The sequence below is a fragment of the Minwuia sp. genome (genome assembly GCF_048007105.1).
Classification (GTDB): domain Bacteria; phylum Pseudomonadota; class Alphaproteobacteria; order Minwuiales; family Minwuiaceae; genus Minwuia.
Genome location: NZ_CP180352.1, coordinates 4,012,231 through 4,025,787 on the forward strand (window position 1 = coordinate 4,012,231; position 13,557 = coordinate 4,025,787).

The window sequence follows — 13,557 nt, forward strand, 5'->3', positions numbered from 1 at the left end:
GGAAAGCGCCATGAACGCCCAGCAGTCCAGCCAGGACAAGCTCGTACTCGCCCTTCCGAAGGGCCGTATTCTGAAGGAAGCGATGCCGCTGGTCCGTGCCGCCGGCATTGAACCCGAAGCCGCGTTCGACGATCCGTCGAGCCGCCAGCTCACCTTCTCGACGAACATCCCGAACCTGTCGATCATCCGCATCCGCTCGTTCGACGTCGCGACCTTCGTCGCCTTCGGGGCGGCGCATCTGGGGATCGCCGGCAACGACGTGCTGATGGAATTCGACTACTCCGACATCTACGCGCCGCTCGATCTGGGCATCGGCTACTGCCGCCTTGCCGTCGCGGAGCCGAAGGAGCTGTCGAAGACCGACGATCCGAAGCGTTGGTCCCATGTCCGCGTGGCGACCAAGTATCCGAACATCACCCAGCGCCATTTCGCCCGCCGCGGCGTCCAGGCCGAGTGCATCAAGCTCAACGGCGCCATGGAACTGGCGCCGAACCTGGGTCTCTGCCGGCGCATCGTCGATCTCGTCTCGACGGGTTCGACGCTGAAGGCGAACGGCCTGGTCGAGATCGAACACATCGCCGACATCACCTCGCGCCTGGTCGTCAACCGCACCGCGCTCAAGACCCGCCCCGAAGAAATTCAGCTCTGGATCAATCGCTTCAGGAATGCCGTCGATGCCAAGGCGGCTTGATACCCGAAGCGCGGATTTCGCAGAGGCCTTCGACGACCTGCTGCACAGCAAGCGGGAGACGGCGCAGGATGTCGACGACATTGTCGCCGCCATCATTGCCGACGTGCGCGGCCGCGGCGATGCCGCGCTGATCGACTACACGGCGCGCTTCGACCGGCTTCAACTGAACCCGGAGACGCTCAGGTTCTCGCCCGAAGAGATCGCCGAAGCGCGTTCGCGATGCGAACCGGAAACGCTCGCCGCACTTGAAATCGCCGCTGACCGCATCCGCAGCTTCCATGAGCGCCAGCTGCCCGCCGGCGACCGTCTGACGGACGCGGCGGGCGTCGAGCTCGGCGCGCGCTGGAACGCGGTCGGCGCGGTCGGGCTCTACGTCCCGGGCGGCCTCGCTTCCTACCCCTCATCGGTTCTGATGAACGCGATTCCGGCTCGGGTCGCCGGCGTGGAGCGTATCGCCATGGTGGTGCCGACCCCGGACGGCGAGATCAATCCGCTGGTGATCGCGGCAGCCGATCTGGCCGGAGTTTCCGAAATCTACCGCCTCGGTGGCGCTCAGGCCGTCGCCGCGCTGGCCTACGGCACAGCCACGGTGGCGCCGGTCGACAAGATCGTCGGGCCCGGCAACGCCTTCGTCGCCGCCGCCAAGCGCCGCGTCTTCGGGCAGGTGGGCATCGACATGATCGCCGGGCCGTCGGAAATCCTGGTCGTTGCCGATGGCGACAACGATCCCGCCTGGATCGCCGCCGATCTTCTGAGCCAGGCGGAGCACGACGAATCGGCCCAGTCCATCCTCATCACCGATGATGCCGGGTTTGCCGACGCCGTGGTCGAGGCGGTGGAGGGTCACCTGACCACCCTGCCCCGCGACCGCATCGCGCGGACAAGCTGGAACGATCATGGCGCGATCATCGTGGCGGAAACGCTCGACGGCGCCTTGCCGCTGATCGACCGCCTCGCGCCCGAGCATCTGGAACTCGCGGTCGCGGACCCAGAAGCTCTATTCGATCGTGTGCGCAATGCCGGCGCCGTCTTCCTGGGCCGTTACACGCCCGAGGCGATCGGCGACTATGTGGCCGGTCCCAACCACGTGTTGCCGACCGCGCGCAGCGCCCGGTTCTCCTCCGGCCTGAACGTGCTGGATTTCATGAAGCGGACCACCTTCGTGCGCTGCGATGCGGCCAGCCTGGGCGAGATCGGACCGGCCGCGGCAACGCTGGCCGATTCGGAAGGTCTGCCCGCCCACGCGCTCTCCGTCCGCATCCGCATGAACCGGTAGCGGGAACGATGTCGGATCCGGAACGCATCGTCGAGATCACGCTGGACGAAGGCTCGATCAAGAGCTGGGGCGCCGACGTCGATCACGAGCGCCGCGTGGCGATATTCGACCTGATCGAGCAGAACAGCTTCCGCCCGCTGGGTGAGGAATATTCGGGACCCTACAAAGTCCATCTGGCGGTCGAGGACGACCGGCTGGCGATCCGGATCAACGGGGAGGATGACGCCGAACAGGGCCGCGTCGTGCTGGCGCTGTCGCCGTTCCGGCGGACGGTGCGGGACTATTTCAAGATCTGCGAGAGCTACTTCGCGGCCATCAAGAACGCGTCGCCGTCGCGGATCGAGGCGATCGACATGGGCCGGCGCGGCGTGCACAACCAGGGCTCGGAGCTGCTGCAGGAGCGGCTCCAGGACAAGATCGAGATCGATTTCGACACCGCGCGCCGGCTCTTCACCCTGATCTGCGTATTGCATATTCGGGCCTGAGCCGGTGGAGCTTCCCGGCGCAGTCCTGTTCTGCTGCACCGAGAACAGCGTGCGTTCGCCCATGGCCGAGGGGCTGCTGAAGCAGCTGATGGGCCATGCCATCTATGTCGACAGCTGCGGCGTCCGCTCCCGCGAGGTCGACGGCTTCTCCATCGCCGCCATGGATGAACTCGGCATCGACATCTCAAAGCACCGCTCCAAGAGCTTCGACGACCTCGAGGACAGCTATTTCGACCTCATCGTCTCGCTGTCGCCGGAAGCCCAGCACAAGGCGATCGAACTGACCCGGACCATGGCCTGCGACGTCGAATACTGGCCGACCATGGACCCGAGCCTGATCGAGGGGAGCAGGGAGAGCAGAATGGACGCCTGGCGACAGGTCCGTGACCAGCTGCGCAAGCGGATCCTGGAGCGATTCAGCGCCGGGCCTGCGCCGACGGTTTGAGCCCGGGCAAACTCGGGCTAAACTCCGGGGGTATTGTTCCTGGGGAGGAAGCATGCCGACAATCCGCGCGGAGCGGATGGAGGCCATGGTGGCCGCCATCGCCGAAGCCAATGGCTCGTCCGAAGACGAGGCCCGGCTGATCGCCGTCAATCTGGTCGAGGCCAATCTGAAGGGCCATGACAGCCACGGGCTGGGCCTGATGCCGACCTATGTGAATGCCCGCCAGTACGGCAAGCTGCGGCCGAACCGCCATATCTCGGTGGTGAAGGATGACGGCGCCATCCTGCTGCTGGACGGCAATGCCGGCTATGGGCAGGTGATCGGCGCCGAGGCCATGCGGCTGGGGATCGAACGGGCGCAGAGCCACGGCCTGTGCCTGATGAGCCTGCGCAACAGCCACCACCTCGGCCGCATCGGCGCCTGGGGCGAGATGGCCGCCGACGCCGGGCTGATCTCGATCCACTGGGTCAACGGCATCACCAAGATGCCGCTGGTGGCCCCGTATGGCGGCTCCGACGCCCGCTACACCACCAACCCCTACTGCACGGCCATCCCCGAGACTCCGGATCATCCGCGCATCATCTTCGACATGGCCACAACGAAGGTGGCGCAAGGCAAGGTCCGCGTCGCCTACAACAAGGGCGTCGAGGTGCCGCCGGACTGCCTGATCGACAGCACTGGCGTGATGACCACCAACCCCGCCGTGATGTTCGAGGAGCCGACCGGCGCCCTGATGTCCGTGGGCCAGCACAAGGGCTACGGTCTGGCGCTGATCTGCGAGATCCTGGCCGGCGGGCTGTCGGGCGGCGGCACCTTCCTGCCCGAGCGCTCGGACGGCTGGTCGATCATCAACAACATGCTGACCATCATCGTCGATCCGGCGCGGCTGGGAGACACCGGCGCGCTCTACGCCGAGATCGACGACTTCATCCGCCACGTGAAAGCCTCGCCGCCGGCCCCCGGCGTGGACGCGGTCATGGTGCCCGGCGATCCGGAACGGAAGTCATCCGCCGAACGCGGCGCCAACGGGCTGCCGATCGACGATCAGACCTGGCAGGAGATGGTGCAGTGCGCCGTCCAGTCCGGCATTGACGAGAAGATCGCCCGCGCCTTCGGGGAGGAAGCCGCCTAGAAGATGCTGCCGCCGGGCGTGCGGGTGGTCTGTCGCGGATCGCCCGTGTTCCGCTGATTGCAGTTGCGGTACTCCGGCGTGCCGGGCGGCGCATCCGAGAATCCGCAATTGGTGCCGCCGATCCGGGACCGGCCGGTATCGACAATCTCACAGGCGCTCAGAGCCAGAACCGCCAGCAGCGCCACACCCAGCTTTGGAAACAGAAACCGATGCATACGCAGATACATATGGTCCGCAGCCGACGAGGTCGAGTGAAATGACAGGTGAACGCATAACTCAGAAAACGCATGACGGGCTGACCCTTGTCGGCGAGGCCTTCGGACCGGCGGGCGGCCCGCCCGTGCTGTTCATGCATGGCGGCGGACAGACCCGTCACAGCTGGGGCGGTACTGCCCGGACCATGGCGGCGCGCGGCTGGCGGGCGCTGATCGTCGACCACCGCGGCCACGGCGACAGTGGCTGGTCGGCCGAAGGCAACTACTCCTACGAGGCCGCCGCCGACGATGCGCGCGGCTGGGCCGACCTGCTCGGCGGCTCACCTGTCTTCATCGGGGCCTCGCTGGGCGGCATCACCGGCATGCTGGCGACGGGCGAGGAGCCGAGGCTGAGGGCCCGCGCCCTGGTGCTGGTCGACATCGCCCCGAAGATCGAGGCTGCCGGGTCCGAGCGGATCCTCGATTTCATGCGGCGGAACATGGAAGACGGCTTCGCCACTCTGGAAGACGCCGCGGCCGAGGTCGCCGCCTACACCCCCGAACGCAAGCGCAAGGTGGACCTCAACTCGATCCGCAAGAACCTGCGGGAGCGCGACGGCCGCTGGTACTGGCACTGGGACCCGAAGACCATCACCCACCGCTCAGGCCGCGACAGCGCCATCATGGGGCCGAAGCTGGACGAGGCCGTGCGCAACGCCGACTGCCCGATCCTGCTGGTCCGGGGCCGCTTCTCGGACGTGGTCAGCCCCGAAGGCGCCGATCACCTGAAGGCGCTGCGGCCGGATGCGGGATTCGTTGACGTCGGCGGGGCCGGGCATATGGTTGCTGGCGACCGCAACGACGTCTTCACCGACGCCGTGATCGGCTTCCTGGAGGAGCGGGGAATCATGCAGCAGAAGAGCGCCTGAGATGGCGGACGGACCCAAGATCGTCACCGCCGCGCTGATCATCATCGGTAACGAGATCCTGTCCGGGCGGACCAAGGACAAGAACATGGGCTACATCGCGGACCGGCTGACCGAGCTGGGTATCCGCATGATGGAGGTCCGTGTCGTCGCCGACATTCCGGCGGACATTGTCGAGGCGGTGAACGCGCTCCGCGCCCGCTACAACTACGTCTTCACCACCGGCGGCATCGGCCCGACCCATGACGACATCACCGCCGACTGCATCGCGCAGGCCTTCGGCGTCGGCATTTCCGAGCACCCCGAGGCGGTGAAGCTGCTCTCGGCCCGCTACAAGAACCCCGCCGACTTCACCGAAGCCCGGCGGCGCATGACCCGCGTGCCCCATGGCGGCGTGCTGGTCGAGAACCCGGTCAGCACAGCGCCCGGCTTCCGGGTCGAGAACGTCTACACCTTCGCCGGCATCCCGGCGGTCATGCAGGCCATGTTCGAAAGCATCGCGCACGAACTGGCCGGCGGCGACCCGCTGCTCTCCCGCGCCGTCAGCGCCTTCCTGCCCGAGGGGATCATCGCCACGCCGCTGAAGACCATCGAGGAGGACCATCCGGGCATCGAGGCCGGCTCCTACCCCTTCCAGCGCGACGGCCGCTTCGGCGCCACCCTGGTGCTGCGCTCGACCGACAAGGCCCTCCTCGACCGCGCCACCGAGGCGCTGAAGGCGGTCATCACCGAACTCGGCGGAGAGCCGATGGAGGTCTAGGAGCGCCTCTTGGCCGGTCCTGACTGTCATGCGGAGGTAGGAATCCGAAGCAGGCGCGCTACGTCGACCATGGATCTGAAAGGACAGGTGGCATGGACGGAAGTGGCCGCGTCTTGCGTGTGTTCGAGGTCAGGGTGAAAGAGGGATGCGTCGACACGCTCCTGAGCAATTTCGCCACTACATCAGTCGATGTGGTCAGGGACAAACCCGGAAACGATGGTTACTTCTTCGGTAGATGCGTCCAGGGCGGCGAGAATACTGTCATGTTTGTCTCGGTTTGGCGCGACCTTAACGCGGTGAAGGCCCGTTTCGGCGATGACTGGGAGGTGTCGTACATGCCGGATGGCTACGAAGAGTTGATAGACGACTGTTTCGTCCGCCATTTCGAGTTGGAAGCAGGGTCTTCCCTGAAAGGATTGTAGTCGGCCCCCATCACCCAGATCAGAAGGCGCCATTGCTGGCACCTTTTAAGCAAGACATATCGCTCGCTTCGCGCCTCTCGGCACGTGCGGTCAATCATGTGGGGGTAAGGAAACTGGAGCGGGCGATGAGATTCGAACTCACGACCCCAACCTTGGCAAGGTTGTGCTCTACCCCTGAGCTACGCCCGCTCGCGAGGCGCTGCATTTAGGACAAATCCGGGGGGCATGCAAGCCCCCTGATCCGCCGAGCGCCGGAAAAATGTCACGGACCTGCGATCATGCCGCCATCGACCGGCATGGCGATGCCGGTGACGAAGGAGGCGCGGTCCGAAAGCAGCCAGCAGGCGGCCTCGGCGATCTCCTTCGCCTCGCCCACCCGCTTCATCGAGGTGCTGTCGCTCATCGCCTCCAGCGCGCGCGGATGCTTGCCGGTGAGCGTGTCCAGCATGTTGGTCTTGATCGGGCCGGGGCAGACCGCGTTGATGCGGATGCCCTTGCGGCCGTACTCCATCGACGCGGCCTTGGTGAGGCCCACCACGCCGTGCTTGGAGGCGATATAGGCCGGCATGTACATGGCGCCCGCCAGGCCGGCGATGGACGCGGTGTTGACGATGGCGCCCTTGGTGCCGGCTTCCAGCATCGCCCTGATCTCGGCGCGCATGCACAGATAGACGCCGGTCTGGTTCACGCCGACGACGCGGTTGAAGTTCTCCAGCGTCGATTCGTCGGTGCGGGCCCAGTCGCCTTCGATGCCGGCATTGTTGAAGGCGCCGTCGATCGTGCCATGGCGCGATATCGTCTCCTTCACCAGATTGGCGGCCTCGTCCTCGCTTGCGACATTCGCCGTGATGATCGAGACCTTGCCGCCCGCCATCTCGGCGGTTTCCTTCAACCCGTCCTCGTTCAGGTCGGCGGCGAGCACCTTCGCTCCCTCCGCCGCGAACAGCACGGCCGCCGCACGGCCAATGCCGCCCGCCGCGCCCGTGACCAGGACCGAACGGCCCTCAAGCATGCCTGTCATCTTCAGCGCCTCCCCAACGCCTTTCGGAAATTGATAAGCTAGCGTATCAATTGCAGCCAAGAGAACAACAGCGGCTATCGGGGAGGACGGCCATGCGCGGACTGAAGGGCAAGACCATCATCGTGACCGGCGGGGCGAGCGGCATCGGCCGGGCGCTGTCGGGACGGCTGGCCGAGGAAGGCGCCAAGGTCGCCATCTTCGATCTGAACGGCGACGGCGCGAAGACCGCAGCCGGCGAGATCGGCAACGGCGCCGGCGGCTATGCGCTCGACATCACCGACCACGCGGCAGTCGTAGCCGCGGTCGAGCAGGTCGAGGCCGACATGGGCCCGATCGAGGGGCTGGTGAACAATGCCGGCTGGGACAAGATGGTGCCCTTCCTGAAATCCGATCCGGAACTCTGGAAGAAGATCGTCGACATCAACCTGTTCGGCCCGGTCAACGTCACCCACGCGGTGCTGTCGAAGATGGCCGAGCGCGGCGGCGGCCGGATCGTCTCGGTGGCCTCCGACGCCGGCCGCGTCGGCTCCACCGGCGAGGGCGTCTATTCCTACTGCAAGGGCGGCGTCATTGCGTTCATGAAGACGCTGGCGCGCGAACACGCAAAGCAGGGCATCACCTGCAACACGGTCTGCCCCGGCCCGACCGAGACGCCGCTGTTCGCCGGCTTCGACCCCGAAGGCAAGATCAAGGCGGCGCTGGAGCGCTCGATCCCGCTCCGCCGCCTGGGCCAGCCCGAGGACTATCCGGGCATGATCGCCTTCCTGCTGTCGGACGACGCCGCCTTCATCACCGGCCAGGTGATCAGCGTCTCCGGCGGCCTGACCATGAACGGCTGACCCCCAGAAACCACAAGGAGTTCCCATGGAATTCAAGGACATCGTCTATTCGGTCGAGGATGCGACCGCCACGATCCGGATCAACCGGCCCGACGTCTACAACGCCTTCCGCTACCAGACCGTGGTCGAACTGATCGAGGCCTTCTACGAGGCCGGATACGACAAGTCGGTCGGCTCCATCGTGCTGACAGGCACCGGTGACAAGGCCTTCTGCACCGGCGGCGACCAGAAGAACCATGACGGCCAGTACCAGGGCGGCATCCGCGGCACGGTGGGCATGCCGATGGAGGAACTGCACTCGGCGCTGCGCGACACGCCGAAGCCGGTGATCGCCAAGGTGCGCGGCTATTCCATCGGCGGCGGCAACGTGCTGGCGACGCTGTGCGACCTGACCATCGCCGCCGAAAGCGCGATCTTCGGCCAGGTCGGCCCCAAGATGGGCTCTGTCGATCCGGGCTACGGCACCGCCCTGCTGGCCCGCTCGGTCGGCGAAAAGAAGGCGCGCGAGATCTGGTATCTCTGCCGCCGTTACACGGCCCAGGAAGCCTGTGACATGGGTCTGGTGAACAAGGTCGTGCCCGACGACCAGCTGGACGCCGAGGTCCGCCAGTGGTGCGACGAGATCAACGAGAAGAGCCCCACCGCGATCGCGCTGGCGAAGAAGTCGTTCAACGCCGACACCGAGATGATCCGCGGCATCGGCGGCCTCGCCTTCCAGGCGCTCAAGCTCTACTACGACACCGAGGAGTCCAAGGAAGGCGTCACCGCGCTGAACGAGAAGCGCAAGCCCGACTTCCGCAGGCACTACAAATGACCATCAAGGTGGTCATCCCCGATGACGCGAAGCGGCACTCGGGGATCCGGGCCGAGGGTCATGCCATACGCACGCGCTGGCGGCTGATTCACGCCGGACCCCCGAGTTTGCTGCGCAAATCGGGGGTGACAGCCTGGTGGAAGGGTGACGCGTCGTGAGCGTCGATTTCACGGAAGACCAGCTGCAGATCCGCGACAGCGTGGAGAGGCTCTGCGCGCGGTTCGGGGACGACTACTGGCTGGCGCGGGACGATGACGGCGTCTTCCCGGAGGACTTCTGCAAGGCCATCGCCGATCAGGGCTTCATGGGCATCGCCATGCCGGAAGAATATGGCGGCTCGGGCCTGGGCATCACCGAGGCGGCGCTGATGATGCAGGCGATCAGCCAGTCCGGCGCAGGCAATGGCGGCGTCTCGTCGGTCTCCATCACGGCCTTCGGCCTCAATCCCGTCGTCCGCTTCGGCACGGAGGAACAGAAGCAGCGTTTCCTGCCGCCGATCGTCGCGCGCGAGGACATTGCCTGTTTCGGGGTCACCGAACCCAATACCGGGCTCGACACCACGCGGCTGAAGACGCGCGCGGTCCGCAAGGGCGACCGCTACATCGTCGACGGGCAGAAGATCTGGACCTCGACAGCCCAGGTCGCGAACAAGATCCTGCTGATCGCCCGCACCTCCGACGAGACCGAGAAACCCATCGACGGGCTGAGCCTGTTCTATGCCGACCTCGACCGCTCGAAGGTCGAGATCCAGCGCATTCCGAAGATGGGCCGCAAGGCCGTGGATTCGAACTCGGTCTTCTTCGACGGGCTGGAGATTCCGGTCGAGAACCGCATCGGCGAGGAGGGCAAGGGCTTCCGCTATCTGCTGCACGGAATCAATCCCGAGCGCATCCTGATTGCCGCGGGTCTGGTCGGACTCGGCCGCGCGGCGCTGAAGCGGGCGACCGACTACGCCAACGAGCGCGTCGTCTTCGGGCGGCCCATCGGCATGAATCAGGGTATCCAGCACCCGCTGGCCGAAAGCTGGGCGGAACTGGAGGCGGCCAACCTGATGGCCTTCCGGGCGGCCCAGCTCTACGACCGCGGCGAGGATGCCGGCGCGATGGCGAATGCGGCGAAGTACCTGGCCGGCGAGGCGGCCTTCAAGGCCTGCACCAACGCCGTGATGACCCATGGCGGCATGGGCTACGCCAAGGAGTACCATGTCGAACGCTATCTCCGGGAATGCCTGATCCACCGCATCGCGCCGATCACCCCGCACCTGATCCTCTGCTACATCGCCGAGCGGGTTCTGGGCCTGCCCAAGAGCTACTGAACCCATGGCCCCTCGCCCGCTGGACGGCGTCCGCGTCATCGACCTGACCAACCTGCTGATGGCGCCCTACACCAGCCAGATCCTGGGCGACATGGGCGCCGACGTGATCAAGGTCGAGGCGCCGGAGGGCGATCCGGTGCGCGGGATCGGGCCGATGCGCAATCCCGGCATGGGCCACATCTTCCTGTCGGTGAACCGCTCCAAGCGCAGCATCGTCCTCGACCTGAAGAACGCCGACGGTCTCGCCGCGATGAAGGCGCTGCTGAAGGATGCGGAAGTGCTGATCTACAACCGCCGCCCGCATGTCATGGCGCGTCTGGGGCTCGGCTACGAGACAGTGTCCGAGATCAATCCGCGGATCGTCTATGCAGGCCTCTTCGGCTACGGCCAGGACGGACCCTATGCGGCGAAACCGGCCTTCGACGACCTGATCCAGGGCGCCGTCGGCATCCCGCGCATGCAGGCCGAGATCTACGGCCAGGACCCGACCTACGTCCCCGCCGCCATCGTCGACCGCGGCGTCGGGCTTTGGGCGGTCGGGCAGATCAACGCCGCGCTCTACCATCAGGCCCGAACCGGCGAGGGCCAACGGATCGACATGCCCATGTTCGAGATGATGGCGAGTTTCGTCCTGGGCGACCACATGGGCGGCGCGGCCTTCGATCCACCTCTCGGACCGGCGGGCTACAAGCGAATGCACGCGCCCGACCGGCGGCCCTACGCCACGTCGGACGGCCATGTCTGCGTGCTGATCTATACCGACAGACAGTGGCGCAGTTTCTTCCGCGCCATCGGCCGGGAAGCGGACTATGACGCCGACCCGCGCTTCGCCACGATCACGGCAAGGAACGACAATATCGCGGCGATCTATGCCGACCTGGCGGCCATCCTCAAGACCCGGACCACCGCCGATTGGCTCTCGCTGCTGGACGAGGCCGACGTCCCCGTGATGCCCATGAACGGCCTCCAGGACCTGCTCGACGACCCGCATCTGAACGGCACCGGCTTCTACCGGACGGTCGAGCATCCGACCGAGGGCCGCATCCGCGACATGGCGGTGCCGAGCCAATGGTCCCGGACGCAGCCGGAACCCGTACGGCCCGCCCCGCGGCTTGGCGAGCATTCCGCCGAGATCCTGCGCGAGGCCGGCTTCGATGACAGCCGCATCGAGGCGATGATGGCCAGCGGCGCCACTGCATGAGCAGCCGCATCGGCATCCGCGAAAGCGTGCCGGACGACCTGACCGCCCTTGAGGCGCTCTATCCGGCGGCCTTCCCCGAAGAGGACCTGCTGCCGCTCGTGCGGCAACTCGCGGACGGCAGGGACGGCATTCTGTCTCTTGTGGCCGTCCTCGAAGACTCGATTGTCGCACACCTCGCCCTCAGCGCCTGCGGCATCGCCGGCACGGATCACCGGGTCGCGTTGCTCGGCCCCGCCGCAGTCGCGCCCGGCCGGCAGGGCGAAGGCATCGGCGACGCCCTGATCCGCGACGGGCTGGACCGGTTGCGCAAGGCAGGGTTCGTCCGTGTCCAGGTGCTGGGCGATCCGAACTATTACAGCCGCTTCGGCTTCCGGCCCGACCGGGATGTACGCCCGCCCTACAGACTGCCGGACGAATGGCGCGATGCGTGGCAGTTCCAGCCATTGGATGGGAACGCAGCCATCAGCGGCGACCTGACCGTGCCGGAACCATGGTTGCCGGAGGCGCTCTGGCAGCCCTGAGCGGCATGGCCGCACTGCCGGACGCCGGGGGTGACAGGCCGCAGCGAGCCGATCAATCTGTGAAATCTGACATTGCCAACCGGGGAGGAAACCAATGGCCGGTCTGTATTACGAAGAGTTCGAAGTGGGCATGGAGTTCAAGCACGCGCTGACCCGCACCGTCACCGAGATGGACAACGTCATGTACTGCGCGCTGACCCACAATCCGCAGCCGCTGCATCTGGACGAGGAATTCGCCAAGAAGACCGAATTCGGCGGCCGGCTGGTCAACAGCCTGTTCACGCTTGGTCTGGTCATCGGCGTCTCGGTCGGCGACACGACGCTGGGAACCACCATCGCCAATCTGGGCATGACCGACTGCCGCTTCGCCAATCCCGTCTTCCACGGCGACACGATCACCTGCGTGACCAAGATCCGGTCCAAGCGCGAGAGCAAGTCACGGCCCGACGCCGGCATGGTCGAGTTCGAGCACTACGGCTACAACCAGCATGGCAAGGAGGTCGCCTACTGCGTCCGCACCGGCTTCATGCGCAAGCGGCCCGTCGAAGCATGAGCGCAGAGATCATCCGGTCCTGGCTGTTCGTGCCCGGCGACAGCGAGCGCAAGCAGATCAAGGGACCGCAGAACCCGGCCGACGCGCTGATCCTCGATCTGGAGGATTCGGTCGCCGACGACCGGCAGGAAATCGCGCGGGAGATGACGCGGGAATTCCTGAAGTCTCACACCGACCGTGACCGGCAGCGCCTGTACGTCCGCATCAATCCGTTGGACAACCCGCTGTCGCTGGCCGACCTGATCGCGGTCATGCCCGGCGCGCCGGACGGGATCGTGCTGCCCAAGGTCTACTCGGCCGCCGACGTGAACACGCTGGCCGAACGGTTGAAGGTGCTGGAATGCCAGCACGGCATCGAGGAAGGCGCGACGAAGATCTGCTGCGTCGCCACCGAAACCGCGGCCTCGCTGACGACCTTCCACACCTATCTGGACAATGTCTCGCCGCGGCTGACGGCGCTGACCTGGGGTGGCGAGGACCTGTCGGCGGCGCTGGGCGCCAGCACCAACCGGCACCCGGTCACCGGCGAATACGATGCGCCCTTCCAGCTGGCGCGGACGCTCTGCCTCTCGACGGCGCGGGCCATCGGCGCACAGCCGGTGGGCGTGGTCTACACCGACTTCCGCGACAATGAAGGGCTCCGCAAGGAGTGCCTCTACGATCTGCGGTCCGGCTACATCGGCAAGATCGCGATCCATCCCGGCCAGTCGGAAGTCATCAACGAGGCCTTCACGCCCTCGGCCGAGGACATCGAGTTCGCGCAGCGCGTGGTCGACGTCTTCGAACAGAACCCCGGCACCGGCACCGTCGGCCTGGACGGCAAGATGCTCGACATGCCGCACCTCAAGCAGGCGCGGAACGTCCTCGCCATGGCCGAACTGGCGAAGGCCAGGGGGTAGTCCACCAACCTGTCGCCCCCGGACCTGACCCGGGGGCCTCACGGTTCCGCCGCACAGACGGTT

17 protein-coding genes and 1 tRNA gene are annotated in these 13,557 nt (G+C 66.2%); 15 read left to right on the plus strand and 3 right to left on the minus strand.

Features of this window, described 5'->3' with window-relative positions; genetic code table 11:
• Positions 1–10 precede the first annotated feature (10 nt).
• From hisG to ACMVY4_RS19475, 5 genes are read left to right on the plus strand one after another with little or no spacing between them, the layout of a single operon-like run.
• Positions 11–691 carry an ATP phosphoribosyltransferase gene (gene hisG, locus ACMVY4_RS19455; RefSeq protein ID WP_416897613.1) on the plus strand — a complete coding sequence of 227 codons (681 nt, stop codon included), beginning with the start codon at positions 11–13 and terminating at the stop codon, positions 689–691.
• Positions 675–1,967 (plus strand): histidinol dehydrogenase, encoded by a 1,293-nt coding sequence (hisD, locus tag ACMVY4_RS19460; protein ID WP_416897614.1) that lies wholly within the window; start codon positions 675–677, stop codon positions 1,965–1,967. Before hisG ends, hisD begins: the two co-directional genes overlap by 17 nt.
• Before the next feature lie 8 nt (positions 1,968–1,975).
• Positions 1,976–2,452 carry a UPF0262 family protein gene (locus tag ACMVY4_RS19465; protein WP_416897615.1) on the plus strand — a complete coding sequence of 159 codons (477 nt, stop codon included), beginning with the start codon at positions 1,976–1,978 and terminating at the stop codon, positions 2,450–2,452.
• 4 nt (positions 2,453–2,456) lie between these two features.
• Positions 2,457–2,897: a low molecular weight phosphatase family protein gene (locus tag ACMVY4_RS19470; RefSeq protein ID WP_416897616.1), complete on the plus strand. Its 441-nt coding sequence runs from the start codon at positions 2,457–2,459 to the stop codon at positions 2,895–2,897.
• A gap of 52 nt (positions 2,898–2,949) precedes the next feature.
• Positions 2,950–4,029 carry a malate/lactate/ureidoglycolate dehydrogenase gene (locus tag ACMVY4_RS19475; RefSeq protein ID WP_416897617.1) on the plus strand — a complete coding sequence of 360 codons (1,080 nt, stop codon included), beginning with the start codon at positions 2,950–2,952 and terminating at the stop codon, positions 4,027–4,029.
• On the opposite strand, the gene ACMVY4_RS19480 is transcribed toward ACMVY4_RS19475, so the two are convergent.
• Complete coding sequence (locus ACMVY4_RS19480) at positions 4,026–4,244, minus strand: hypothetical protein (RefSeq protein WP_416897618.1); 219 nt, start codon at positions 4,242–4,244, stop codon at positions 4,026–4,028. The two genes, ACMVY4_RS19475 and ACMVY4_RS19480, sit on opposite strands and share 4 nt — an antisense overlap.
• A gap of 41 nt (positions 4,245–4,285) precedes the next feature.
• Between ACMVY4_RS19480 and ACMVY4_RS19485 the strand changes: the two genes are divergently transcribed.
• From ACMVY4_RS19485 to ACMVY4_RS19495, 3 genes are all read left to right on the plus strand, one after another.
• Positions 4,286–5,152 carry an alpha/beta fold hydrolase gene (locus ACMVY4_RS19485; RefSeq protein ID WP_416897619.1) on the plus strand — a complete coding sequence of 289 codons (867 nt, stop codon included), beginning with the start codon at positions 4,286–4,288 and terminating at the stop codon, positions 5,150–5,152.
• Position 5,153: 1 nt separating this feature from the next.
• Entirely contained in the window at positions 5,154–5,909 is a 756-nt protein-coding gene (locus tag ACMVY4_RS19490) for a competence/damage-inducible protein A (RefSeq protein WP_416897620.1), read from the plus strand.
• Positions 5,910–6,001: 92 nt separating this feature from the next.
• Positions 6,002–6,331, plus strand: a complete 330-nt coding sequence (locus tag ACMVY4_RS19495) for an antibiotic biosynthesis monooxygenase (RefSeq protein WP_416897621.1) — start codon at positions 6,002–6,004, stop codon at positions 6,329–6,331.
• Between the two features lie 114 nt (positions 6,332–6,445).
• Here ACMVY4_RS19495 and ACMVY4_RS19500 read toward each other — a convergent pair.
• Positions 6,446–6,520, minus strand: a tRNA-Gly gene (locus tag ACMVY4_RS19500).
• A 73-nt stretch (positions 6,521–6,593) separates the two neighbouring features.
• Complete coding sequence (locus tag ACMVY4_RS19505; RefSeq protein ID WP_416897622.1) at positions 6,594–7,352, minus strand: glucose 1-dehydrogenase; 759 nt, start codon at positions 7,350–7,352, stop codon at positions 6,594–6,596.
• A gap of 92 nt (positions 7,353–7,444) precedes the next feature.
• On the opposite strand from ACMVY4_RS19505, the gene ACMVY4_RS19510 reads away from it, so the two are divergent.
• The 7 genes from ACMVY4_RS19510 (at position 7,445) to ACMVY4_RS19540 (ending at position 13,494) form a co-directional block, all read left to right on the plus strand.
• Positions 7,445–8,191: an SDR family oxidoreductase gene (locus ACMVY4_RS19510; RefSeq protein ID WP_416897623.1), complete on the plus strand. Its 747-nt coding sequence runs from the start codon at positions 7,445–7,447 to the stop codon at positions 8,189–8,191.
• 25 nt (positions 8,192–8,216) lie between these two features.
• Positions 8,217–9,005, plus strand: coding sequence for an enoyl-CoA hydratase-related protein (locus tag ACMVY4_RS19515; protein WP_416897624.1), 789 nt, complete (start codon positions 8,217–8,219; stop codon positions 9,003–9,005).
• 154 nt (positions 9,006–9,159) lie between these two features.
• A complete protein-coding gene (locus ACMVY4_RS19520) occupies positions 9,160–10,320 on the plus strand; it encodes an acyl-CoA dehydrogenase family protein (protein WP_416897625.1) in 1,161 nt (386 codons plus the stop codon).
• Positions 10,321–10,324: 4 nt separating this feature from the next.
• Complete coding sequence (locus tag ACMVY4_RS19525) at positions 10,325–11,521, plus strand: CaiB/BaiF CoA transferase family protein (RefSeq protein ID WP_416897626.1); 1,197 nt, start codon at positions 10,325–10,327, stop codon at positions 11,519–11,521.
• Positions 11,518–12,042: a GNAT family N-acetyltransferase gene (locus ACMVY4_RS19530; RefSeq protein ID WP_416897627.1), complete on the plus strand. Its 525-nt coding sequence runs from the start codon at positions 11,518–11,520 to the stop codon at positions 12,040–12,042. Before ACMVY4_RS19525 ends, ACMVY4_RS19530 begins: the two co-directional genes overlap by 4 nt.
• A gap of 94 nt (positions 12,043–12,136) precedes the next feature.
• The gene (locus tag ACMVY4_RS19535) at positions 12,137–12,595 is read left to right on the plus strand and encodes a MaoC family dehydratase (protein ID WP_416897628.1); all 459 of its coding nucleotides are present in this window, start codon (positions 12,137–12,139) and stop codon (positions 12,593–12,595) included.
• A complete protein-coding gene (locus tag ACMVY4_RS19540; protein ID WP_416897629.1) occupies positions 12,592–13,494 on the plus strand; it encodes an HpcH/HpaI aldolase/citrate lyase family protein in 903 nt (300 codons plus the stop codon). Before ACMVY4_RS19535 ends, ACMVY4_RS19540 begins: the two co-directional genes overlap by 4 nt.
• The last annotated feature ends 63 nt before the right edge of the window (positions 13,495–13,557 follow it).